18 protein-coding genes are annotated in these 22,764 nt (G+C 65.9%); 10 read left to right on the top strand and 8 right to left on the bottom strand.

The annotated features are described in order from the left end of the window. Nucleotides 1-15: 15 nt before the first annotated feature. From C6Y53_RS12845 to C6Y53_RS12815, 7 genes are all read right to left on the bottom strand, one after another. Nucleotides 16-684, bottom strand: coding sequence for a DUF2161 domain-containing phosphodiesterase (locus tag C6Y53_RS12845; protein ID WP_106472778.1), 669 nt, complete (start codon nt 682-684; stop codon nt 16-18). A 100-nt stretch (nt 685-784) separates the two neighbouring features. Beyond that, nucleotides 785-2,017: a cytochrome-c peroxidase gene (locus tag C6Y53_RS12840; protein ID WP_106472777.1), complete on the bottom strand. Its 1,233-nt coding sequence runs from the start codon at nt 2,015-2,017 to the stop codon at nt 785-787. After that, entirely contained in the window at nt 2,018-2,725 is a 708-nt protein-coding gene (locus tag C6Y53_RS12835) for an SCO family protein (protein ID WP_106472776.1), read from the bottom strand. A gap of 65 nt (nt 2,726-2,790) precedes the next feature. Beyond that, nucleotides 2,791-4,104 (bottom strand): methanethiol oxidase, encoded by a 1,314-nt coding sequence (mtoX, locus tag C6Y53_RS12830; protein WP_106474101.1) that lies wholly within the window; start codon nt 4,102-4,104, stop codon nt 2,791-2,793. A gap of 30 nt (nt 4,105-4,134) precedes the next feature. Continuing rightward, on the bottom strand, nt 4,135-4,947 hold the full coding sequence (locus C6Y53_RS12825) for an IclR family transcriptional regulator (protein ID WP_106472775.1): 813 nt from the start codon (nt 4,945-4,947) through the stop codon (nt 4,135-4,137). A gap of 140 nt (nt 4,948-5,087) precedes the next feature. Beyond that, nucleotides 5,088-7,340 (bottom strand): molybdopterin-dependent oxidoreductase, encoded by a 2,253-nt coding sequence (locus tag C6Y53_RS12820; RefSeq protein WP_106474100.1) that lies wholly within the window; start codon nt 7,338-7,340, stop codon nt 5,088-5,090. Between the two features lie 141 nt (nt 7,341-7,481). Next, nucleotides 7,482-8,048 (bottom strand): outer membrane protein, encoded by a 567-nt coding sequence (locus C6Y53_RS12815; RefSeq protein WP_106472774.1) that lies wholly within the window; start codon nt 8,046-8,048, stop codon nt 7,482-7,484. Nucleotides 8,049-8,507: 459 nt separating this feature from the next. Here C6Y53_RS12815 and C6Y53_RS12810 point away from each other — a divergent pair, with 459 nt between their 5' ends. From C6Y53_RS12810 to C6Y53_RS12790, 5 genes are all read left to right on the top strand, one after another. Further along, nucleotides 8,508-10,883, top strand: coding sequence for a glycosyltransferase family A protein (locus C6Y53_RS12810; RefSeq protein ID WP_149615527.1), 2,376 nt, complete (start codon nt 8,508-8,510; stop codon nt 10,881-10,883). Beyond that, nucleotides 10,880-12,430 (top strand): hypothetical protein, encoded by a 1,551-nt coding sequence (locus C6Y53_RS12805; RefSeq protein WP_106472772.1) that lies wholly within the window; start codon nt 10,880-10,882, stop codon nt 12,428-12,430. The genes C6Y53_RS12810 and C6Y53_RS12805 overlap by 4 nt, the downstream gene beginning before the upstream one ends. Nucleotides 12,431-12,825: 395 nt before the next feature. Then, the gene (locus C6Y53_RS12800) at nt 12,826-12,975 is read left to right on the top strand and encodes an SDR family NAD(P)-dependent oxidoreductase (protein ID WP_106472771.1); all 150 of its coding nucleotides are present in this window, start codon (nt 12,826-12,828) and stop codon (nt 12,973-12,975) included. Between the two features lie 82 nt (nt 12,976-13,057). Continuing rightward, complete coding sequence (locus C6Y53_RS12795) at nt 13,058-13,240, top strand: hypothetical protein (RefSeq protein WP_149615526.1); 183 nt, start codon at nt 13,058-13,060, stop codon at nt 13,238-13,240. A gap of 4 nt (nt 13,241-13,244) precedes the next feature. Further along, nucleotides 13,245-13,931, top strand: coding sequence for a TetR/AcrR family transcriptional regulator (locus C6Y53_RS12790; protein ID WP_106472769.1), 687 nt, complete (start codon nt 13,245-13,247; stop codon nt 13,929-13,931). A 68-nt stretch (nt 13,932-13,999) separates the two neighbouring features. On the opposite strand, the gene C6Y53_RS12785 is transcribed toward C6Y53_RS12790, so the two are convergent. After that, entirely contained in the window at nt 14,000-14,947 is a 948-nt protein-coding gene (locus C6Y53_RS12785; protein ID WP_106472768.1) for a LysR family transcriptional regulator, read from the bottom strand. 193 nt (nt 14,948-15,140) lie between these two features. Between C6Y53_RS12785 and C6Y53_RS12780 the strand changes: the two genes are divergently transcribed. The 5 genes from C6Y53_RS12780 (at nt 15,141) to C6Y53_RS12760 (ending at nt 22,752) form a co-directional block, all read left to right on the top strand. Continuing rightward, nucleotides 15,141-16,145 carry a TRAP transporter substrate-binding protein gene (locus tag C6Y53_RS12780; protein WP_211299381.1) on the top strand — a complete coding sequence of 335 codons (1,005 nt, stop codon included), beginning with the start codon at nt 15,141-15,143 and terminating at the stop codon, nt 16,143-16,145. Between the two features lie 68 nt (nt 16,146-16,213). Then, nucleotides 16,214-16,768: a TRAP transporter small permease gene (locus tag C6Y53_RS12775; RefSeq protein WP_106472766.1), complete on the top strand. Its 555-nt coding sequence runs from the start codon at nt 16,214-16,216 to the stop codon at nt 16,766-16,768. Next, the gene (locus C6Y53_RS12770) at nt 16,765-18,021 is read left to right on the top strand and encodes a TRAP transporter large permease (RefSeq protein ID WP_106472765.1); all 1,257 of its coding nucleotides are present in this window, start codon (nt 16,765-16,767) and stop codon (nt 18,019-18,021) included. Before C6Y53_RS12775 ends, C6Y53_RS12770 begins: the two co-directional genes overlap by 4 nt. Before the next feature lie 38 nt (nt 18,022-18,059). After that, nucleotides 18,060-19,271, top strand: a complete 1,212-nt coding sequence (locus C6Y53_RS12765; RefSeq protein WP_211299380.1) for a serine hydrolase domain-containing protein — start codon at nt 18,060-18,062, stop codon at nt 19,269-19,271. Nucleotides 19,272-19,296: 25 nt separating this feature from the next. Then, nucleotides 19,297-22,752, top strand: coding sequence for an indolepyruvate ferredoxin oxidoreductase family protein (locus C6Y53_RS12760; RefSeq protein ID WP_106472763.1), 3,456 nt, complete (start codon nt 19,297-19,299; stop codon nt 22,750-22,752). Nucleotides 22,753-22,764 lie beyond the last annotated feature (12 nt).

Genomic DNA, 22,764 nt, shown 5'->3' with positions numbered 1-22,764 from the left:
CGCCGCGGCGCAGCATCATCCGGGCCCGCCATCGCGCGACCAGTCGGCCAGCCCGCGCGCGCCCGAGCCGGTGAGCGCATAGATGCCGGTTCCGACCCGTTCGAACCAGCCGTAATGATTGTCGCGCATCAGGCGGGTGGCGGTGGCGACCCCGGTTGCGCGGGCAACCGCCGCGCCCTTGCTGGCGCCATGTTCGGCCAGATGCGCGGCGCAGGCCAGCGCGTCCTGGCGATAGCCGGTGACGATGCCGCCCCGCACCGCGCCGCCGGTGTTCGGATCGCCGCGCAGCCGGTCGAATTCGCGCAGCAGCCGCGCCGTCCGCTGGCTCGACTTGCGCGGTGCATAGCGGCCGGGGTCACAGACCACCTCGGCCCGGCCATCGGGCCGCACGGTGATCAGCCCCAGCCCCAGCCGCCGGCACAGCCGGGTGTTGTCCCTGAGCATCCGCCGCGCCGTCCGCCCCGCCGGGCGCGGCACCGCGACATAGACCGCATCGGTCACCGCCAGCCGCGCCACCGCCTGGTGATAGAGCGAAAGCGTGAACCGCAGCTTGAGTTCGACGATCACCGGCGGCTCGTCGCCCCGGCAGGCCACCACGTCCGCCGCGCCGACCTCGCCCTTGACGACATAGTCCTGCCGCTCCAGCAGCGCCTTGACGGGCGCGTATAGCTCAACTTCGTTCATGCGCGGGCCTGCCTGTCATGGGTCCGGACGGCGCGAACCGGCATCGGATGCCGGCCGCCGGTGGCGCCCATCATGGCCGAACCGACCGGAATGGAAATACCTAGTGATTGTCGGGCGGGGCGGATCGCGCTTCCTTGGCGAGACAGGCGATGCCGGGCGATGTCAGGGCGTTCAGGAACGCTTCGAGATCGTCCAGATCGGACGGGGACAGGCCCAGCGGCCGAATGCGCGGGTCCTGGCCGGGTGCGCCGGGACCGCCCGCATCGTAAAACTCCAGCACCGCGCGCAGGGACGCCAGGGCACCGTCATGCATGTAGGGCGGCGTCAGCGCCACGTTGCGCAGCGACGGCGTGCGAAACCGCCAGCGGTCGGCGGGCGTTTCGGTTACTTCATAGCGGCCCAGGTCGGCTTCGCGCGGCGCCGAAACCGACATGATCCGGGCGAAATCCACCTCGTGCACCACACCCGGCGCGACCTGCACCGGCGCGGTGGCGGGCGGGTGCTGGCGGACCTGTTCGCGCATCCAGCCATAGCCGGTGTCGTGGAACAGGTTGTCGGTCAGGATCGCGCTGTCGGCGCCCACCGGGTGGCAGGCGGTGCAGCCCGCCGCGCCGGAAAAGAGCGCAAAGCCGCGTTTCGCGGGCTCGGTCAGCGCGGTCTCGTCGCCGCCATAATACCAGCGGTCGAAATCGGACCCGCCCGCGACCAGCGACCGCTGATAGGTGGCCAGCGCCATGCCCATCCGGTCCAGCGACGCCGGCGCGGCAAAGGCCGCATCGAACAGCCGGCGGTATTCCGGCATCGCGTTGATCCGGGCGATCACCCGTCCCGCCGAGGGGTTGGCCATCTCGTTGCGCGCGACCAGCGGGCCGATGAACTGGGTCTCCAGCGCATTGTCGCGCCCGTCATGGAACAGCGGGTCGTGAAAGGCCACGTTGATCAGCGTCGGGGCGTTGCGCTTGACCGACCGGCCCTCGACCCCCACCGCGGTTGCAAGCTCGCGATTGACGAATGCCTGTTCGGGAACGTGGCACATGGCGCAGGACATGGTGCCGTTGATCGACAGCCGCCGGTCAAAGAACAGCTTGCGGCCCAGCGCGATCTTCCCGGCGCTGGGCGGATTGTCGGCCGGGTGCGGGATCGGCGGCAGGCCGGGTTGCGGGGCGAGACTGCGGGCCAGCGCGCGCGCCTCCCACCCCGCCGCGTCTTCGGGGCAGGTTGCCGGATCGACCAGCGGCAATCCGCCCCCGGCGGGGTCATGGCCCGTGGTCCCGCCGGCCCAGGCGGGACAGACGGCGAGCGCCAGCACCACGAACGGCCATCCGATGCGCATCTATCCGGTGCCTTCCTCTTGCAGCAGGGTTTCGACATCCGACATCAGCAATCGCGGATCGATCAGCCCCAGCCCGTAGATGTTGCGGATCTGCCCCTGGCGGTCGACCAGATACATGCGCAGCACATGGTTGATCGTTTCCTGGTCGCCGGAGCGGTTCACCACCTGCCCGAAGCCGTCGAGGATCGGTTGCAGCGCCGCCTGGTCCGGGGCCGTCAGCACCTGCCAGGGCAGTTTCCTGTCCGCATCGCGGTCGATCGAGATGGGATAGGCAAAGGCGCCTATCGCCTCGACCGTGTCGCGCTCGGGATCGAAACTGATCGTCATCAGCTGGACCTCGTCGCCGAGACCGGGGACGCCGAGGCTCGCCTCGTGGATGTCGAACAGCACCGACATCGCCAGCGGGCAGCCGCCGATATCGCCGCAGGAGAGATAGACGAAACTGACCAGCGTGATCCTGTCCCGCATCAGATCGGACAGCCGCGACAGGTTTCCGTGGATGTCGAGCAGCTCGCCATCCGGCGCGGGTTTGATCCGCAGCAGGTCATAGCTGCCCGGCGCGGGGGGGTCGAACTCGAACCCCTCGGCGGTGGGGAACCGGGCGGCGAATCCCGCCGGCGGCGACGGCGGCCGGGTGTCGAGAACGACCCAGCCCGCCGCCCCCGCCGCGGCCAGAGCCATCGCCGCCAGAGCTGTCTTCAACGCCATCGGGATCTCCCTGTTTCGCGGTGCGGGATGCCGGACCGGACGCGCCGCCCCGGCATCCCGGGCGCCTACGACGTGTAGAGGGCCGAACTGCCGAAGCGCATGATATGCGCCCGTCCCAGCTTCAGCTCGTAGAAGTCGACGGAATAGTCCTCGGTCAGCTCGGTGCCGTCCCAGCTATAGGCCTTGAGATACTGTTCGTCGTCTTCGCCCTTCTTGTCCCATTGCGACAGCAGCGACGAGGTATAGTAGACGCGGCTGCCGTCCCAGCTCTGGCTGACCATGTTGACCTGCCGTCCGATCTGCTTTTCGTAGATCTGGCTGGGATTGTGGGGATCGGAGATATCGAAGAGCCGGGTCTTGCCGTCCATGAACGAGTTGACCCAGAGCGTCTGGTCATCGGCGGCGATCGAGATGTCGACCGGCAGCGGGATATCGGCGGGATTGCCGATATCGGCCACCTCCTTGGCCTGCCATTCGCCGCCGTCATCCTCGTAGATCAGCCACAGTTTCGAGGTCAGCGCCGCCGAGGTGAAGGCATAGTTCGCATTCGCCCCCCAGGGGAACCGGATTTCCAGCGGGGCGCCGGGCACGTTGAACACCTTTTTCGGTTGCCGCGTGTGCAGGTCCCATTGCACCACGGTGTTGCCAAAGCGTTTCATCGCCTCGCCATCCTGCAGCATCTGGCCGAAATCCATCATGTAGTTCGACCAGCCGGTGAAGGACGAGGTCAGCATGATGTTCTTGCGGATCAGCGCCCGGATGTCATAGCCGAACCCGTCCGCGACCGCGTCGCCGACCGCTTCGGCCCCCTGCATGTCTTCGGCCGTCGGGTGCCAGTAGGTGGCGAGGTAATCGCCCTCGTCGCTGTATTCGACCAGCGCGGTGCGCCCGCCGTGATCGCCGTCGTTCGACAACCCCGAGATCATCATCCGGCCGGGCAGCGCAAAGAACGTATGCGGGCCGACGACACCGCCCGAATCCTTCACGAAAGTGTCGATGGTCTTGTGCAGCTTCGGGGTCGAAGGATCGGAATGGACATCGAAGATGAAGATCCGGTTGGTATCGAGCCCGCCGGTCCAGAAATAGCGCCGGTCGGAGTTGAACCCGCCGTGATGCGCCTCGTTGCGGCCGCCGACCGACACCGAGTTGATCACCTGCCCACGCGTGGACGAATCGGGGCGCGCGTCGATGGTGACCAGCTTGTCCTGCTCATCGCCCATCCCTTCGACCCCGAGCGTCCAGACATAGATGAATTCCTCGGTCCCGGTGATCTTGGGCATATAGGGCGACTGGCAGGTTTCGTCCGCAAAGGCGCGGAACGGGCTGCCGCCCAATACCATCGCCGACGCCGCCAGCGTGCTGAATTCCCGTCTGTTCATGTTCATCTCCTCCCTTGAACGTGAATGATGTCAATGCGCTCCGACCCGGCCCTCCCGTGCCGCGGCCGGAGCCTCGGTATTCGTGGTTTCCGCCTCGATGAACGAACAATGCTGGATCGCCGCCGCCGCGCGCGCCGCCTCGGCGGTGAGCACCGGCAGGATCCGGCTGTTCATCATCGGCGTGATCCGGCTCGACGGGCCGACCAGCCCGATGCTGAAGATCGCGCCCAACCGGTCGATGTCGATCGGCACGGCGATACTGGCGACCCCGTCCTCCATGTCGCCGTCGCAGATGGCATAGCCGTGATGCCGCACCTGCTCGATCTCGCGCGCGATCTGGTCCGGATCGGTGATGGTGTTCCGGTTGAACCGCACCGGATAGGGTTCGACCAGGTCGTCGCGCAGTTCCGGCGCGATGAACGCGGCGATCACCTTGGCGGCCGAACAGGCATGGGCCGGGCGCGGGCCGAGACCGGGATAGATATAGGATTGCGTCGGATCGGTCGGCACCTCGATATGGACCAGATCGACGCGCCCGCCGCGATAGCGGGCGAGAAACGCGGTTTCACCGAGTTCCTGGACCAGTTTCAGCATCATCGCCGATGTCGCGTTGATGACATGCGCATCCGATTTGCCGGTCAGCGCGATTCTGACGAACCGCATCCCCAGCACATAGCGGTTCTCGCCATCGACCGTCTCGACAAAGCCGCAATCGACGAGCGAGGTGATGTTGCGGTAGATCGTGGCCCGCGGCAGCCCGGTCAGTTCCGCCAGCTCGCGCACGCTGGGCGGGCTGGCCGCGCCGGCGATGGCCTCGAGAAGTTGGATCTGCCGTTCCTGCATCGACCAGGGATTCCCGCAATTCGGACAGTCGTATCATATGATGAGAAGCGGCACGACGCAACATTTCCCTGCGACCTCCTGCCACACCCCGTCCCCCGCCCGGGCGATTGACGGTGTTGCCGGCGCGCGCGCGGGTCGCGTCAGGCCTCCAGCCGCGCCACGTCGACAAGCGCCGTATGCGCGCTGCTGCCCTGCCCGAGGCGCGATGTGCCGACATCGCGTGTCAGCACGTTTGGGTTGCCATGCGGGTCGATATTCCCGCCCGGATCGCCATACCAGGCCCCCGTGGGCAGGGCGACGACACCCTGCCGGATATCCCGCGACACGCGGGCGCGGGCACGACAGGCACCGCGGGCGTTGAACACGCGCACGAGATCGCCGGTTTCTATGCCGCGCGCGGCGGCGTCTTGGGGATGGAGGATCAGGATTTCCGGCCGCGCGCCCTCGACATCGGCCAACGCACTTTCGAGCTGGCTGTGAAGCTTGTCGCCCGGCTGCGGCGACACCAGATGCAGCGGGGTCGCGGGCGTGGCGGCCCCGAGCCATTCGGCCGGCGGCAGCCAGACCGGGTGGCCCGGACAATCGTCATAGCCGAAACCGTCGATCGTTTCCGAGAAGATCTCGATCCTGCCGGACGGCGTGCCGAGGGGGGCGCGGTCCGGGTCTTCGCGGAACGGGGCGAACAGCGTCCGGTTGGGGCCGTCCGACCGGATCGGCAGCCGGACCCAGTTCTCTGCCTTCAGGGTTTCCAGATCCGGGATCTCGACGCCCTGTTCAGCGCCGCAGGCCCTGTATTCCGCGTAGAGCCGGGCGATCCAGTCCTCCGAACTCAGCCCCTCGGTATAGATATCGCCGGCGCCGAGACGCGCGGCAAGGCCGGCAAAGATGTCATAATCGTCGCGCGCCTCGTGAACGGGCGGGATCAGCCGGGGCATGTGAAACAGGTAATCGTCGAGATTGGACCGGCCGATATCCTCGCGCTCATAGGGCGTCGTGGCCGGAAACACGATATCGGCGCGTTTCGCCGTCGCGGTCCACCACGGTTCGTTGACGATGATCGTCTCGGGGCGCTGCCATGCCTCGTGAAGCGCGTTCAGGTCCTGGTGATGATGAAACGGGTTGCCGCCGGCCCAGCAGATCAGCCGGATATCGGGGAAGGTGTCGCGCCGCCCGTTGAAATCGTAGCGCTGGCCGGGGTTCCGCAGCATGTCGCCGATCCGCGCGACGGGGATCACCCGGGTGACCGGGTTGGTGAGCTGCGGAAGGGTCATGCCGCGCAGCCCGATCAGCGACTTGCCGACACCGCCGATCGCGCCATAGCCATAGCCGACACCGCCGCCGGGGAGCCCGATCTGGCCCAGCATCGCCGCCAGAACGGCCGACATCCAGTAGGGCTGCTCCCCGTGTTCGCCCCGCTGCAACGACCAGGCGACGGTGATGAAAGTCCGGGTCGTGGCCATGTGGCGCGCCGTTGCGCGGATGGTTTCGGGATCGACCCCGCAGAGCGGCGCGGCCCATTCGGGGGTCTTGGGGCAGCCGTCGCTTTCCCCCAGCAGGTAGGGCCGGAACCGGTCATATCCGACGGTATAGCGGTCAAGGAAGTCGTGGTCGGCCAGCCCTTCGGTTTCGATCACATGGGCGAGCGCCAGCATCAGCGCCGTGTCCGAGGCGGGACGCAGCGATATCCAGTCGCACCCCTCGGGCGCGTCCGACCGCTGCGGGCCGATATTGATGCAGCGAATGCCGCTGGCGGCGAAGCGGTCGAACCAGCCGGCCGTTTCGTGTTCGGTGATGCCTCCCATGCTGACCTGGGCATTCTTGGGGTTGATGCCGCCGAACATGACCAGCGTTTCGGTGTGGTCGTGGATGGTCTGCCAGCCGTCCTGGTGCTCGTAGAGCAGCTTCAGGAAATCCACGCCGAAGACATGCGGCATGATCGACTGCGCACAGCCGGTGGAATAGCTGCCGAACGAGGCGACATAGCCGCCGATGCTGTTGAGGAACCGGTGCACCTGGCTTTGCGCGTGGTGGAACCGCCCGGCCGAACTCCAGCCGTAGGACCCGCCGAATATCGCGTCGTTCCCATGGGTGCGGCGCACCCGGTCGATGTCCTTTGCCGCGATATCGAGCGCCTCGTCCCAGGGCAACTCGACGAAATCCTCGCTGCCCCGCCCCGCCGCGGTGCGGTGTTCCAGCCAGCCACGGCGGATGGACGGGCGCGCCACCCGCGAGCGGTGGTGCACCGCCGCCGGCAGGATCTCGGGGATACGCGGCGGTTGGGGATCCCCGGAAAACGGGCGGGTCGCGACGATCCGGTCCCCCGCCACATCAACCTCGAACGCGCCCCAGTGGCTCGACGTGACCCGTGTCAGCCGTGTCGCCTCATCTGTCATCGTCACCTCGCCCAAACCGACAGAACGGCCCGCCCCGGAACCGGGTCGCGCCTGTCATCCCCGGCGACTATGCGCGCAGTTTCCGGTGCCGCCAAGCGTGCGAATACAAGGCGACACCGGGATTTACGCCGGATCGCCCGGTCAGAACCGGTATGCGAGCTTGATGTAGATCGAGTTCACGTCGACATCGCCCCCCGAGGTTCCGATATTCTTGAACGACTGGAACTGATATTCGCCGCCCAGGGACAGGGTGTCGGTCAGCTGCCAGTCATATCCCAGGCCCAGCACATAGCTGTCGCCATCACCATCCAGGAAGCCCCCCAGGCCGTCGATATTGCCATAGGCATAGCCGATACTGCCGTAGAGAAAGCCACTGCCGACTTCCCGGCCCGCGATGAGCTTCAGGCGACCGATCTGGTCCAGCGTCGCGGTATTGCCGGTATTGGGGTCCACCACCGTGACATCGGCAAAATCATACTGGAATTCCGGGCCGAGATACCAACCGCTTCCAACGGCCCAGAGGTAACCGAGGGTCAGACCGCCGATGACGCTGTCATTGTCGAAATTGCCGAGATTCAGGCTGAAATCGCCATAGGTATACCCGATCTGGCCACCGACATAGCCGCCTTCCCAGAATGATGTGCCCTGAGCGTGAATCGGGGATGCCGCTGCAAGAGACAGCAGGGCAACGGCTGCCAGCTTCTTCATGATTCTACTCCTTGTTCAGGTCGACACGAGGCTTGTCTGAACGATCCGCATGCGAACACAACGGTCCGTGACCGGGATGTTTTGTGGACCCACCAGAGCGGTCAGGCCTCCATCATAACACAGCACGGGCCATTGCAACACGGGCACGGCCGATATTCGGCGTTCCGGCGTTCCACCGCCTGTTCCCGGCGCCCATTGCCCCGGCGCCGGAAACGGGGATCCGGCGGCCCCGCCCCGCCCCGCATGCGGGGTGCACGGCGACGGCAGGACCGTGAGGACCGGCCGGTTTCCAAAGTCATCGCATGGCCGGCGGAGCCAGGCCGGCGTCTATGACAGGGAAACGCAACGCCGGGGCGGCTGGTTGACAAGGTTCGGCCCAAAGCAATACCGATGGGCTCGCAGGGTTCGTCGTGACAGGCGGCAACCGGTGCGTGGGCGGTAACCAGGTGGCGGACACACATGAGCGAGACCCATTCCTTTTCCGTCCGCCCCGGTGAGACATACCAGCTGCGTATTCGCCTCTGCGCAGGCGACGGGATGCCCCACGACTGGGTGACCGAGATCGGGTTGCTGTTTCTTTCGGCGGATGACCGCAAGGTGACGGCCGACCTGTTCTGCCAGACCAGATCGCTTCCGCATGCCGACCCGTGCCGGGTAGAAACGCTGCCAGCGCCGGCAGGCTCGGACCGGCAGCGAAACGCGGGCACGGCATCGCGTTACCTTGTCGCGCCACCGGATGCCGACCGCCTGGAGATCACGTTGCCCGAGGGCGTCGTCGCCGAGGTGCTGGAGCTTGCCCCGCTTGACCTGTTCTGGCCACGCGAGGCAGGGCAGTTGATCGCATCCCTGCAGAAAACGGCGGCAGAGCGCTGGCAGGACTTTGCGTCGGAATATGGAGCATCGGCGGACCATCCCGCCCGAACCCTGCTGCGCGACGTGCCCGTCGAACAAGCGCGCGTGCTGGCACGCTGGCATAGCGCCACCGGCGACTGGGATGCGGTTCTGGCAGAGTTGGAAGGCAGTGCTGACGCGGATGATTACGATCTCCGCATGGCGCGGCTCCGGGCCGCGAACGGTGCGACGGCGCGGGTCGGGTTCATCGGATCGGCGCGGCTGCGCGAACGGTTGGACGGGTTCTGTCACGTCGTCTGGCTGCGCGAGACCTGTTGCGACACCCAGATCGCGATGCTGGATCTGGACCTGATCCTGATCGAGACCGTGAATGACAGCGCACCGGGTGACTGGTCGCTGGCCTTCAGCAGCCTGACGGGTGCCTTGCCCGAAGCCGGAAAACGGCTGTTCGAACTTGCGGACACTGCCGGGATTGACACCCGGATGGTGGTCACCACCAGCCCGTCTGCCGTTCACATGTGGCGCGAGGCGCTGGATCGGACGTCGGCCGTCACCGTCGAAGGCGCACGCGACTGGTCCGGCCTTCCGAGGACACCGGTCGTTGTTCCCCGCAGCACCGACCCCACTGCCTGCAGCCCGTTTTCCCTGCAGGGGCGGAACTGGGATCGGGTGCTGGTGCCTGCCGGATCCGATCTGTTCCAGTTTCCCGATTTCGCGGATTTCTTCGACAAGGCGGGCGACGACACCTGCCTGATCGCCGAATTCCGCTATCAATTCGTGCCACGCTCCCTGCAGGTGCGAATGCCGTCGCGGCAACTGGCCATGGCGTCGGACCTGTCACGGCATCAGCAACGAATGCTGATGCAGCACGCGGGGATCGTGATCATACCGGGCACCAGCCTGCGCACCATGGGAGAGCTGGAGGAACTCGCGCTCGATGCGATCGCATCGGGGGCGATCCCGGTGATGTTTGGTGACCCGCCCGGCGAAAGCACGATCCTCAACGCCCTCGACCGGATATTCGCACCTGTCGATCTGATGCGCCTGCGCCTGACGTTCAGGGCGCTCTGGCTCCGCGAACGGCGATGGCTGGCATTGTATCGCGACGTGATGCGCCATCATGTCTGGACGGCGGACCATGCGTCCGCCATTCTCGGCGATGCTGCCGCCTCGGCCGTTCCGCAACGCCCCCTGCGCGGCACTGCCGTCGTGCCCACTAAACGCATCTGGTTGCTGCCCGACATCCTCGCCACGTTCCGCCGCCAGACCTGGCCCGATCGCGAACTGATCGTGGTCATGAACACCGATGAAGCGATCGATCTGCCCGATCTGCACGAGAACGAGCATGTCTACTTTCTCAGTGAAAGCGCCAATATCGGGGAATGCCTCAATCGCGCCATCGCCGCCGCAACGGGCTATTTCTGGGCCAAGATGGACGATGACGATTTCTATTCCAGCTTTTACCTGGAGGATCTCGCCTATTACTATCGCGCATCGCAAGCGGATGTCTGCGGGCGTTTGAGCCCGATCTTCTATTTCGAAGAACCGGACGAAACGGCTTTTGCACAGCATCGCTCCTGCCCCAGCTTCTTCGTTCCTCAGGATCACTTCCATGTTTCGGGTGCCTGCCTGTCCGCGATCAGGAATGGCAGAATTCCGGCGTTTTCCCCGGTCGCCCGCAACGCCGCCGATACAGATTGGCAGGACCGTGTTTGCACCAGCAATGCACGATATGTCTGTGCAAACACCAGCAGCATCGTGGTCTTCCGGTCAAAGGACGACTCCCGTCACACATGGAAAGTCAGCCGCCAACTCAGGGGTCGGTTTCAGCCCCTCTATTCGGGTGCCGACAATTCCATGCTGGATTGTCTCCCTGACCCAGGTTCATATCGACCATCCGAGCGGGGGCCGCAACAGAACGCGCCAGCAATGGATCAAAGCGGCATGAAATCGCAGAGTTGCGCGACAGGAACCATAAAATGAACCCCGCCTCCGAACAGAAGCCCAGGGCGCTGCTTGTCGTCGGAACCGGGCACAGCGGCACCTCGCTGACGATGCAGGCGCTGCAGAAACTGGGGGCCTATGTTCCCGATCACACGGTCCCGCCCAGCGAGGCGAACCAGCGGGGCACCGGGGAAGACACCCGCATTCGCGACCTGATGAACGGCGTCTGGCGCGCGCTTGGCGACTTCATCACCTTCCGGCCCGGCGGGTGGCGCGAGAACACCGACGTGCACAAGGCCCAAGCGGCCCTGGCCACCTATCTGCAGGAAGAAACCAGGCGGGCGAACGGTCGGCTACTCGCCATCGAGTTCCCCCTGGCTGCCGTTTTCCTGCCGCTCTGGCAGAGGGCAGCAGAGACGGTCGGAGTGGAACTCCGATTCGTATGGGCCACGCGCGACATTCTGGAAACGCTCCACTCGTTTGACATGGCCTGTGGAACGCGGTCCGACCTCGCCCAGGCCCGCTGCCTGCAGCGCCAGTATTACACGCTGCGCGATGCGCCCGACGATACGGTCATCCTGCCGTTTGAAAGATGGCGATCGGATCCGCACGGTGCCTTGTCGCAACTGGCCGGGCTGGCCGGGCTGCCCGAACCCGAGGCGCAGGGCGACGAGGTGTTTCATGCAAAGCTGGACCGCGCCACTGCCGAGCCCATCGAGGTATCGAATGTCCTTGTCGATCTCTCGGACAGGATCGCGCAATCAGGCGACAAGACCCTCCGCGCCGGTGATCTGAAAGATGCCCGGCTCATGCTTTCCCTGGCCAAGGCGATGAGAGAAAGCAGATTTTTCCAGAACGAATACGGACCCGAGGGAAAGATGAAGGCAAGCCCTGAAGACAGCGACATGATGCTGCGACTTTCCGCCGTGCAGGAAACCCTGAAAGGCGAAGATGCCGCCGATGAACTGGCAGAGATCATGAACGCGTTGCGTGCGGAAGCGGACAGGACGGCACAGACCGCCGCGCCGCAGACAGGCGGGAACGGCGAGGTGGATCAAAAGGTCCAGTTCGCGTTGCAGGGGCTCGACCAGCTCACGCGCGGTCTGCAGCAGGAGCTGCAAAATGCCAGAAAGACCATGACCCGGATGCAGACCGATATCCAGCAACTGCAGGCGCGCAACAGGTCGCTGGCCGAAGAGAACCGGACGCAGAAGGCGGAACACGACAAGACCCTGCGCGACGAGCGCGCAAAACATCGGGATGCGTTGCAGGCGGCGAAAGCGGATGCAGCCACAAACCGTGATGCCTATCGAACCCTTACCGAGGCCTATGACAATCTGGAAACCCGGCTGGAGGCGCGTTTCAAGGCACGGCTGACACAGGCTGAGATCCAGATCACCGATCTGAACCGGCGCACCGAGAATATGAAGAAACAGGTCGAACGCGAAGCCAAGCAGGCGCAGCGCCAGGCCGCGCAGGCGCACCGCAAGGCGCTGGACCAGATCTACCAGAGCCGGTCCTGGCGGATCACGGCTCCGATCCGTGCGGTGACAGGCAGGTTTCGGCCGGGGTCCGGCGGGGGTTGATGGCGCGGCGGGATAAGGCCGCGGCGAACCCAAGGTGAGCCGCCGATCGGTGTGAGAGGCGCTGTCCCAACCTGTCTCACGAGCAGATCGCAACATCCCGGCGGCTGACCGGTATTGATGTTTGTCTGACGCAGATCTCTGATCGCGTCTGCGGGCATCCCGATCCCATCGGCAGGTCTGCAAGCTCTGGATTTCGCGGTGCTGCGTGCCGCTGCCACGGCGGTTTGCGAACTGGGCAAGGGTCATTTGCGACGGGTGGCTTTTGTCGCGGTTGCGGCACTGTCCGTTGCATCCACCAACCTCGAACCCCGATTACATCGGAACAACTTTAGCCAAGGGTTGAAAATGACCGGTGGTCATAATAGCTGCCGCCGGTGGTCATCTGGAGATCTGACATGAATGGCAATGGAAAATGGGCGCTGGTCACCGGCGCGACAGGGGGCCTGGGCGCCGAGTTCGCGGCACAGCTCGCGGCACGCGGCTACAACCTCGTCCTGTCGGCAAGGAAACAGGACGCCCTGGAGATACTGGCCGCAGACATCTGAACCAAATACCGGGTCAACGCTGTTGTCGCCGGGCATCATGAATACCGGGTTCCTGTCCGTCTCGGGCCACAAGCCCAGCGCGATGCTGCGCTCGACCATGCTCGCGCCCGCGCAGACCGCCGCGATCGGCATCAAGGCGATGCTGAAGGGCCGGCGCAGTGTCATCGCCGGCGGAATGAACCGGCTGACAGCATTTTCATCGCGCCTGATGCCGCGCGGGGTGATGCTGCGGATGATGGGCCGTTCGCTCCGCAACGCCAGCTGATCCGATGGTGCGATATGCCACCGGCGCCGAGGACAAGGCAGCGCGGCAGCAGGACATCCTGACGGCCGCGCTGGACCTCTACCTGCAGGACACCCGCCGCCTGCCGTCGGTGGCGGCCATAGCCGCGCGGGCCGGGTTGGCCAAAGGCACGGTGTATCTCTATTTCGACAGCAAGGAACAGATATTCGTCACGCTCCAGGTGCGGGAATGGCGGGCCTTCATCGACCGGGTGAACCGGTTCTTCAGGTCGGCGCCGGGGACGCCAGAACAAAAGGTGGCCGGTTTCATCGCGCAGTTGGCCGGGCATATCGTGGCGAACCCGTCGCTGATGCGCCTTGATTCGATGGGCTACGCGCTGCTCGCGCCCAATCTGTCCGATGACAGGCTTCTCGAGTTCAAGCTCCGGTTCGCCGAGATCCTCGAGAACACCGGCCACGCGGTGGAAGAGGCGCTGGCGCTGCCCTCCGGCAAGGGCGTCGGCCTGCTGATCGCCAGCTTTGCGCTGACCCGGGGGCTGTGGCAGATCGCCGATCTTCCCGCGACCGTGCGGAGCGCCCCGGATTTCGCCCCGCACCCCTTTGCCCGCCTGGAGCTTGGCCCCGACCTGCTGCGCGCCCTCACCGATTACTGGCGCGGCGCCTGGCGCGCGTTTCCCGCGCCCGAGGCGCCGGACCCCGCCGGGTTTGCCTGATCCCGGCACCGGCATTGCCCTCGCGCAGGTTCAACCGCGAACGGACCATCTGATGGCCGCGCCTGCGTTCATCTGCGCATGTATTGCGAGGTATAGGGGGTCAGGCGGTGGTCATGTTCGCGGCGGCTGACTTCGGTGATCTTGCGGATCAGCTGCGGCACCGCCGGATGGGTGACGCGGCCCTTGCGGGTGACGACGGACCACAGTCCGACAATGTCGAAATCGATCGGGATGCGCTTGAGAATGCCGAGCGCCAGCATGTTGCGCACCGTGCCGCCGGTCGTCAGCAGGATCAGGTCGCTTTCGGCCACGGCGTCGCGCAGAGCGGCGATGTTGTGGCTGTTGATGACGATCAGGTCCCGCGCCTGATCCGCCCCGCCGAGAAAACGGGCAATGGCATCGGCAACCTCGGCGGGAAAATGGGTCCCGGCAAAGCGATACCGCGCGAGATCTTCCGGCACGGGTCTGCGGATTTTCAGGATCGGATGACCTGACCGGCAAAACGCGCCGCCCTTGTGCGGCGGCATTTCGACATAGTCGAATTCACCGGAATTGCCGGGCAGATCGCGGACATCGCCGACCATCAGGTCGAGCGCCTCGTCGCGCAGTCCGGGCAACAGTTTCACGGTTTCGTCGATGACGAGGTCGAGCTTCACATCGGGGTTGGCGTGGTGCCATTCGGCGATGATCGGGCCGGCGAGGCTGGTCGAGAACGTCGCCGTCATGCCGACGCGGACATGCCCGCTCTTGCCGGCGGCGAGATTGGCCAGTTCCTGGTCCAGGTTGCGGGCCTCGAACAGCACGCGGTCGACCCGGTCCAGGATGCTCCGCCCGAACGGGGTGAGCCGGACCGGCCGTTCCGATCGTTCGATCAGTTGCGACCCCAGCCGGTCCTCGAGCGCGCGAATCGAGTTGCTGAGCGCCGGCTGGGTGATGCGGGCCAGTTCCGCGGCGCGGCCGAAACTGCCTTCGCGTGCAACCAGCTGGAAGTGCTGCAACTGGGTGAGATTCTGCATTTTCCGCCCTTCCCGCAGCTTTCTGACGCAACGTCGGATCGGCCCGCCGGGTCCGGCGGCGCAACGATTCCGGCGGGTTAGCCTGAATTATTCACATCACGAATGTAAAATCAAGAAATGTAAATTTGTTTGAATGTTGGTTCTGCGACAGCCTGTGCGCACAGGACAACCCGCAAGGGTTACAGGAGGACATATGAAGATTATCAGGACACTCGTGGCCGCCGGCGCGCTGACTGCCGGCCTCACCATCGCCGCGCAGGCCGAAACCGTATTGAAACTGGCGACGGTGGCACCGGAACCGACGCCCTGGGGCGCGCAGGTGAACCGCCTGGCGGAAGCGATCGCCAAAGAGAGCGACGGGCGGCTCAGGGTCGAGCCCTATTTCAACTCGCAGCTCGGCACCGAAAACGACACGCTGGCGCAGCTGGCGCGGGGCCGGATCGAACTGGGCCTCTACACCATCAGCGCCGGGGCGCAGCAGGCACCCGAGGTCGGGCTCATGCAGCTCTACGGCTTCTTCGATTCCAACGACCAGCGCGCCTGCGTGCAGGACAACCACCTGACCGACGAGCTGCGCGCGCGGCTGGGCCCCAAGGGCGTCTATTTCGGCACCTGGGCCGAGGTCGGCAACGGTTTTCTGATGTCCGACCGCGAGATCACGAAAGCCGAGGACGTGCAGGGCCTGAAGGTCGGCATCTCGGTCAACAAGATCAACACCGAATACTGGAAGGCGCTGGGGGCGAACCCGGTGCCGGTCAGCCCGGGCGAAGCGGCCTCGGCGGCGTCGACCGGCCTGATCGATTTCTACCCGACCGTCTACACGTTCTACATCCCGTCGGGGTTCAACAAGATCTACCCGATCGTGAACGAATACAACTACAGCAACGGGCCGGCCATGTTCGCCATGAGCCAGCGCGTGATGGACAAGCTGAGCCCCGAGGACCAGGACGCGGTGAAACGGGCCTTTGCGGGTTTCAACTCGAAACAGGTGATGGACGAGGTGTTCGGCTTCGAGGACAAGATGCGCGAGCTCCACACCTCGGGCGGCGGCAAGATCGTCGAGGTCAGCGCCGAGCAGGCCGCCACGTTCCGCGACAAGCTGCCGCCGTTCTGGCAGGCGATGGCCGCGGAATACGGCGAGGACGGTGCCGCCATCCTGAAACTGATGGAAGACGGCAAGGCCGCCTGCGGCTCCTGACCTCTGTCGAACTCTGACGGACGGGTGCCGCCACCGGGCGGCGCCCGGAAGCAAGAGGACCCTTCGCCATGACATCCAATACCGTACCTACGGCCGTGACACGGTTCCTGAACGGCTGGCACCTGCTGGAACGCTGGATCGCCGTGATCGCCTTTACCCTGATCGGCGCCCTGATATTCGCCGATGTCGCGGGCCGCGAGGTGATCGGGCCGGTCGGACAGACGCTCGGCTTCGAGATGGGATCAACCGGCATCTACGGATCGGGCAAGATCGCCCTGTTCATGCTGGTGATCGGCGCCTTTTCCGGCCTCGGCATCAGCGTCGCCACCGGCACCCAGATCGTCCCGCGCGTGGCCTTTGGCTGGGTGCCCGAACGCTGGGGACCGGCGATCGACCGTCTGGCCAACGCGCTGAGCGGCGCGCTGTTTCTCGCGGTGGCCTATTACGGATACGTCTTCGTGGCCGCGTCACGCGATATTGGCACGGTGATGCCGGGGCTCGACTGGCCGGTCTGGATCATCCAGAGCGTGATCCCCCTGGGCTTTGCCTCGGCCGGCCTGCGCTATGTCTTCTTTGCCATCTGGCCCGCCACTGCCCCCGCCCGTGAGGAGATGCCGGAATGAGCGCGCTCGGTCTTCTTGCCCTGATCACGTTGCTGCTGGTGCTGCGCCAGCCGCTGACCATCCTGCTGATCGCCGCCATCGCCTATGTGCATCTGGTCTGGGGGCACGGCTATCTCGACTACATCGTCGAGGACATGTGGACCTCGCTCAACAAGGAGCTGATCCTGTCGGTGCCGCTGTTCCTGCTGTGCGGCGCGGTGATGACCGAGGGCAGCGCCGCCCGCAGGCTGGTGCGCATCGTCCGGGCGCTGACCGCGCCCACCCGCGGCGGGCTGGGCGTGGCGGCGATCATCAGCTGCGCCGTCTTCGCGGCGATTTCCGGCTCGTCCATCGTGACCATGATCGCGGTGGGATCGGTTCTCTACCCGGCGATGAAGGAAGCGGGCTATACCAATCGCTTCGCGCTGGGCACCGTGGTGTCGGGCGGCACGCTGGGGATCATCATCCCGCCGTCGATCCCGCTGATCCTCTACGGGCTGGTGACGGAAACCTCGATCGTCGACCTGTTCCTGGCCGGCGTGATGCCGGGGCTGGTGCTGATCGCGCTGATGGCGCTGTATGCGGTCTGGGCCAACCGCCATCAGCCGGCGCAGCGGATGGACTGGGCCGAACTGGGCACCGCGCTGCGCGAAGGCATCTGGGCGGCGCTGTTCCCGGTGATCCTGCTCGGCGGGATCTACTCGGGCTATTACTCGCCCACCGAAAGCGCCGCGGTGGCGCTGGTCTATGCGCTGGTGATCGAGTTCTTCGTGCATCGCGAGATGACCCCGAAGATGTATTTCAACGTGGTCACCGAAACCGCCAAGCTGGGCGGCGCGCTGTTCCCGCTGATCGCGGTGGCGCTGTCGCTGAACCTGATCCTGACCGAATACCGGGTGGCCGCGCAGATCGTCGACCTGGCCAGCGCCTATATCGACAGCCCCATCGCCTTCATCCTGGTGGTGAACCTGATCCTGCTGGCGGTCGGCGCCTTCATGACCACCAACGAGGCCATCCTGATCCTCGGTCCGATCCTGATGCCGGTGGCGCAGGCCTATGGCTTCCACCCGGTGCATTTCGGGATCATCATGATCGTGAACCTCGAAATCGGCTATCTCACGCCGCCGGTGGGCCTGAACCTGATGGTGGCCATGGTCACCTTCAAGCAGAAATTCGGCGAACTGGTGATGGCGGTGCTGCCCTATATCGGCGTGATGATCATCGGGCTGATCCTGATCACCCTGCTTCCGTGGCTGTCGCTGGGGCTGCTGTGAGCGGGGCAGGCGAAAAAATGAATGGAAAGGTTGCTGACATGAACGTGGCACAGGATTTCTACTCGGCCGAGGAAACCGCCCGCCTGCGGGCGCAGGTCACGGTGTCGAAGCTGCTCGAATGCGGCGATGTCGCGCGCTGGTGGTGCACCCATATCGCCGAGGCGATGCCGACGGCGGTGATCCAGAGCCCCCGCCCGCCCGCGCCGCTGGGCCAAGCGTCCGAGCCGCGCCTCTTCGACATCATGGCTGAAACGGACCTGGGCCGGCTCAGCCTGCGCGACTTCCTGCACCATCCCGAAAGCGGTGCGCGCGGCTTTGCCGTGATCAAGGGCGGCCAGGTCCTGGCCGAGGCCTATCCCGGCATGCGCGCCGATGCCTCACATCTCTGGGCGTCCTGCGCCAAGCCGCTGGCGGGGCTGATGATCGAGCACCTGATCGAGGATGGCGCGATCGACGAAAGCCGCGGCATCGGCGACTACCTGCCCGCGCTGCGCGATACCGACTGGCATGACGTGGCCGTCCGCGACGCCCTCGACATGACGCCGGGCATGGATTGCGAGGAAAACGACGTCACCCGCAGCGATCCGTCCTCGATCGCGATCCGGGCGTTCCTGGCCGAGTTCAATGCCCCCCATGGCGGGCGTGTCGAAACCCTCCTGGAGGTGCTGCAGGCGAGCCGCCGTTCCGACACGCCGGGCGCGAAATTCGAATATGGCTCGCCCTGCACGCAGGTGCTGGTGCTGCTGGCCGAGGCGGTTTCAGGCCAGCCCTGGTCCGAGATGTTCCGCGCGCGCGCATGGTCGCATGTGGGCGCCGAGGCGGCGCTGCAGGTCCATCTGTCGCCCGACGGGGTGGCGCTGGCGCATGGCGTGGTGTCCAGCCGCCTGCGCGATCTCGCGCGGTTCGGCATGCTGTTCACGCCGGGCTGGAACCGGGTGGCGGACAGGCAGGTCGTCAGCGGCGACACCCTGCGGCGGATCCAGACCGGCACCCGCGACCGGTCCTTTTTCCTCAACGGCCATGACGGCCCGGTGTTCATCGACCGGTTCGGCGACGACACCATGCTGGGCAATGCCCGGCAATGGGACTGCATCTGGCCGGACGGGGATCTCTACAAGGGCGGTTTCATGGACCAGGGGCTCTATGTCTCGCCGTCCAGGGACGCCGTGATCGCGTATTATTCGACCACCCCCAACATGCAGATGACCCGTTATCTGCGCCCGATCGCAACCTCGGGTCTGCTTGACTGACCCGCACCCAGGAAAGGACGACAGGATGACCGTTCATGTCCCCGCCAAGCGGCTGGAAATGACATTGGAAGACCGTCTGACCCAGGACGAAGGATGGGTCTACATGACAGGCATGCAGGCGCTGGTGCGGCTGCCGATCCAGCAGCGCAAGCGCGATGCGGCGGCGGGGCTGAACACCGGCGGCTACATCTCGGGCTACCGGGGTTCGCCGATGGGCACCTATGACATGAGCCTGTGGCAGGCCGAGGCGGCGCTGAAGGCCCATAACATCGTCTTTCAGCCGGGGCTGAACGAGGACATCGCCGCCACCGCCACCTGGGGCGCGCAGCTCGTGGGGCTGTTCCCCGGCGCGAAGGTGGATGGGGTGTTCTCGATCTGGTACGGCAAGGCGCCGGGCCTGGACCGGTCGATGGACCCGATCCGGCACGCCAATCTCGCCGGCACCAACCCCCGGGGCGGCACGCTGCTGCTGGTGGGCGACGATCACGGCGCGAAATCCTCGACGCTTGCCTGCTATTCTGACCTGAACTTTGCTTCGCTCGGCGCGCCGCTGCTGGCGCCCGCCAATGCGCAGGACGTTCTGGACATGGGCCTCCACGGAATCGCGATGAGCCGCTATGCCGGCACCCTTGCCGGGATGAAGCTGGTGACCGACGTGGTCGAGGGCGGCGGCTCGGTCCATGTCTCGCCCGACAGCCCCCGGATCGTGCTGCCCGAGGGCGAGGTGCCGGACAGCTCGATCAAGCCCTTCGTTCCGGTGGCCGAACAGGAACGGCTGCTGTGGGACGTGAAGCTGGGCAAGGCGCTGGCCTATGCCCGCGCCAACGGGCTGAACCGGCAGGACGGCCCCGACGAGGCCCGTATCGGCATCGTCGCCGCGGGTAAGGCGTGGCAGGACCTGTCGCAGGCGCTGGCCGGGCTGGGCTATCGCGACGGCAAGATCCGCGGCCTGCCGGTCAAACGGCTCAAGGTCGGGATGGTCTGGCCGCTCGATGCCGGGGCCATCCGCGATTTCGCCAGCGGGCTCGACACGATCATCGTGGTCGAGGAAAAGCGGCCGCTGCTCGAAGACCAGATCCGCGCAATCCTCTACGGTTCGGACATGGCCCCGCGCATCGTCGGCAAGACCTTTGCCGGGCAGGCCTATGCGCCGGATGCCGCCGACTGCGCCTTTCCCAATGCCGGTGAGATCGACCCCGGCCAGATCACCCGCGTTCTGGTGCGGGTGGCGAACGAAACCGATCCGGCCTGCGGGTTGTCGCTGCCGAACCGCCCCGAAGCGCCGGTCGCGCTCGGGGCCGGAGCGATGCGGCTGCCGTCCTTCTGCGCCGGTTGCCCGCATGGCCGCTCGACGCAGGTGGTCGATGGCAGCCGCGCGCTGGCCGGGATCGGCTGTCACACGATGGCGATGCTGCGCGACCCGATGAAGACCAACTCGGTCAGCCACATGGGCGGCGAAGGGGCGATGTGGCTGGGCCAGTTCCCATTCACGGATGAAAAACACGTCTTTGCCAACATGGGCGACGGCACCTATTTCCACTCGGGCCTGATGGCGATCCGGGCGGCGGTCGCGGCTGGCGCGCCGATCACATACAAGCTGCTGCATAACGGTTTCGTCTCGATGACCGGCGGGCAGCCCCATGACGGCGAGATCAACCCCGAACAGATGGTGCGCCAGCTCAGGGCCGAAGGGGTCGAGCGGATCGCGCTGGTGGCCGACGAGCCGGAGAAATACGACGGCAAGGACCTCGGCACCGGCGTCACCGTGCATCCGCGCACCGAACTGGAACTGGTGCAGAAGGAGCTGCGCCAGAAACCCGGCGTGACCGTCATCATCTATGACCAGCCCTGCGCCACCGAACGCCGCCGCCTGCGCAAGCGCGGCAAATGGGCCGATCCGGACAAGCGGGTCTTCATCAACCCCGAGGTCTGCGAAGGCTGCGGCGATTGTTCCACGGTCTCGGCCTGCATGGCGATCGAGCCGCTGGAGACCGAGTTCGGGCGCAAGCGCAAGATCAACCAGTCGTCCTGCAACAAGGATTTCTCCTGCGTCGAGGGGTTCTGCCCGTCCTTCGTCACCGTCACCGGCGCCACCCCGCGCAAGGTGCGGCGCGACGCGGCGGTGATCGAGGTCGGCCACCTGCCATTGCCCGCCACCCGCACCATCGACGGGTCGTGGTCTATCCTGGTTTCGGGCATCGGCGGCGCCGGCGTGGTCACCGTGGGTCAGACGCTGGCGGTGGCGGCCCATGCCGACGGCTATTTCTCGTCCAATCTCGACATCACCGGGCTGGCGCAGAAATACGGCGCGGTCCACAGCCATATCAAGATCGCCACCCGCCCCGAGGACATGCGCGCCACCCGGATCGCCGCCGGCGAGGCGGATGCGCTGATCGGCTGCGACCTGGTGGTCGCGGCGGGCGACGAGGCGCTGTCCAAGCTGACCGCGGGCAAATCCGTGGCGGTGACCGACCGGACCGTGGTGCCGACCTCGGAGTTCTCCAAGAACCCCGACTGGCAGCTGAACGGCGACGAGCAGTTCCAGCGTATGACCCGCGTTTTGGGCGATGACGCCCGGGCGCTGGACGCGCAGGAGCTGGCCGAGGCGGTCATGGGGGACCGGGTCTTTGCCAACATGGTGCTGATGGGCGCGTGCTGGCAGCAGGGCGGCATCCCGATTTCCCTGGAGGCGATCCACCGCGCCATGGAACTGAACGGCGTGGCCGTCGACCGCAACAGGCAGGCCTTCAGCCTGGGCCGGCTGGCATTTGCCGAGCCTGACGCCGCGCGGCGGCTGATGGGCGATGACGCGCCGGTCCTGCTCGAGGCGCACCGGCCCCCCTCGCTGGACGAGGTGGTGGCGCGCCGGATCGAGGAACTGACCGCCTACGGGAACGCCGCCTTTGCCCGTCGCTATGCCGACCGCATGGCCGAGATCCGCGCGGCCGACCTGCCGGCGGCCGCCCAGATGGCGGTGGCACGCGGGCTCTACAAGCTGATGGCGGTCAAGGATGAATGGGAGGTGGCGCGGCTCTATTCCAAGCCCTCGTTCCGCAAGACGCTGGAGGAGACCTTCGAAGGCGACATGGAACTGACCTTCCATTTCGGGGCCTGGCCATATGGCGGCACCGATCCCAGGACCGGCAAGCCGGTCAAGGGGCCGGTCAGGGGCAAGACCGCGCTGCGGTTCTTTACCTGGATGAACCGGCTGCGGGCGTTGCGCGGCACGCGGCTCGACCCGTTCCGCAACAATGCCGAGGCCAGGCTCTCGCGCCGCCTGCTGGCCGATTATCACGACGATATCGACCTTGCCCTGGCCAACCGGGGCACCGGCGCGGCCGAGGCGCTGACCGAGCTGCTGGACCTGCCCGAACATATCCGCGGCTACGGCCATGTGCGCGAACGCCACGCCGCCGCGGCGCAAACCAAACGCGACGCCCTGCGTGCTGCCATTCTGGGCGCGCAGTCCGAAGCTGCCTGAGAGGAGACAACC

The organism is Pukyongiella litopenaei, from assembly GCF_003008555.2.
Taxonomy (GTDB): domain Bacteria; phylum Pseudomonadota; class Alphaproteobacteria; order Rhodobacterales; family Rhodobacteraceae; genus Pukyongiella; species Pukyongiella litopenaei.
This window is presented reverse-complemented; position numbering and strand designations above follow the sequence as displayed.

What these genes read in the sequence shown, in the direction of transcription:
- C6Y53_RS12790 (WP_106472769.1), top strand. Translation starts at nt 13,245, where the DNA reads ATGGTGCGATATGCCACCGGCGCCGAGGACAAGGCAGCGCGGCAGCAG.
- C6Y53_RS12810 (WP_149615527.1), top strand. Translation starts at nt 8,508, where the DNA reads ATGAGCGAGACCCATTCCTTTTCCGTCCGCCCCGGTGAGACATACCAG.
- C6Y53_RS12825 (WP_106472775.1), bottom strand. Translation starts at nt 4,947, where the DNA reads ATGCAGGAACGGCAGATCCAACTTCTCGAGGCCATCGCCGGCGCGGCC.
- C6Y53_RS12800 (WP_106472771.1), top strand. Translation starts at nt 12,826, where the DNA reads ATGAATGGCAATGGAAAATGGGCGCTGGTCACCGGCGCGACAGGGGGC.
- C6Y53_RS12805 (WP_106472772.1), top strand. Translation starts at nt 10,880, where the DNA reads ATGAACCCCGCCTCCGAACAGAAGCCCAGGGCGCTGCTTGTCGTCGGA.
- C6Y53_RS12815 (WP_106472774.1), bottom strand. Translation starts at nt 8,048, where the DNA reads ATGAAGAAGCTGGCAGCCGTTGCCCTGCTGTCTCTTGCAGCGGCATCC.
- C6Y53_RS12840 (WP_106472777.1), bottom strand. Translation starts at nt 2,017, where the DNA reads ATGCGCATCGGATGGCCGTTCGTGGTGCTGGCGCTCGCCGTCTGTCCC.
- C6Y53_RS12770 (WP_106472765.1), top strand. Translation starts at nt 16,765, where the DNA reads ATGAGCGCGCTCGGTCTTCTTGCCCTGATCACGTTGCTGCTGGTGCTG.
- C6Y53_RS12845 (WP_106472778.1), bottom strand. Translation starts at nt 684, where the DNA reads ATGAACGAAGTTGAGCTATACGCGCCCGTCAAGGCGCTGCTGGAGCGG.
- C6Y53_RS12820 (WP_106474100.1), bottom strand. Translation starts at nt 7,340, where the DNA reads ATGACAGATGAGGCGACACGGCTGACACGGGTCACGTCGAGCCACTGG.
- C6Y53_RS12765 (WP_211299380.1), top strand. Translation starts at nt 18,060, where the DNA reads ATGAACGTGGCACAGGATTTCTACTCGGCCGAGGAAACCGCCCGCCTG.
- C6Y53_RS12780 (WP_211299381.1), top strand. Translation starts at nt 15,141, where the DNA reads ATGAAGATTATCAGGACACTCGTGGCCGCCGGCGCGCTGACTGCCGGC.
- C6Y53_RS12785 (WP_106472768.1), bottom strand. Translation starts at nt 14,947, where the DNA reads ATGCAGAATCTCACCCAGTTGCAGCACTTCCAGCTGGTTGCACGCGAA.
- C6Y53_RS12795 (WP_149615526.1), top strand. Translation starts at nt 13,058, where the DNA reads ATGCTGCGCTCGACCATGCTCGCGCCCGCGCAGACCGCCGCGATCGGC.
- C6Y53_RS12760 (WP_106472763.1), top strand. Translation starts at nt 19,297, where the DNA reads ATGACCGTTCATGTCCCCGCCAAGCGGCTGGAAATGACATTGGAAGAC.
- C6Y53_RS12835 (WP_106472776.1), bottom strand. Translation starts at nt 2,725, where the DNA reads ATGGCGTTGAAGACAGCTCTGGCGGCGATGGCTCTGGCCGCGGCGGGG.
- C6Y53_RS12775 (WP_106472766.1), top strand. Translation starts at nt 16,214, where the DNA reads ATGACATCCAATACCGTACCTACGGCCGTGACACGGTTCCTGAACGGC.
- mtoX (WP_106474101.1), bottom strand. Translation starts at nt 4,104, where the DNA reads ATGAACAGACGGGAATTCAGCACGCTGGCGGCGTCGGCGATGGTATTG.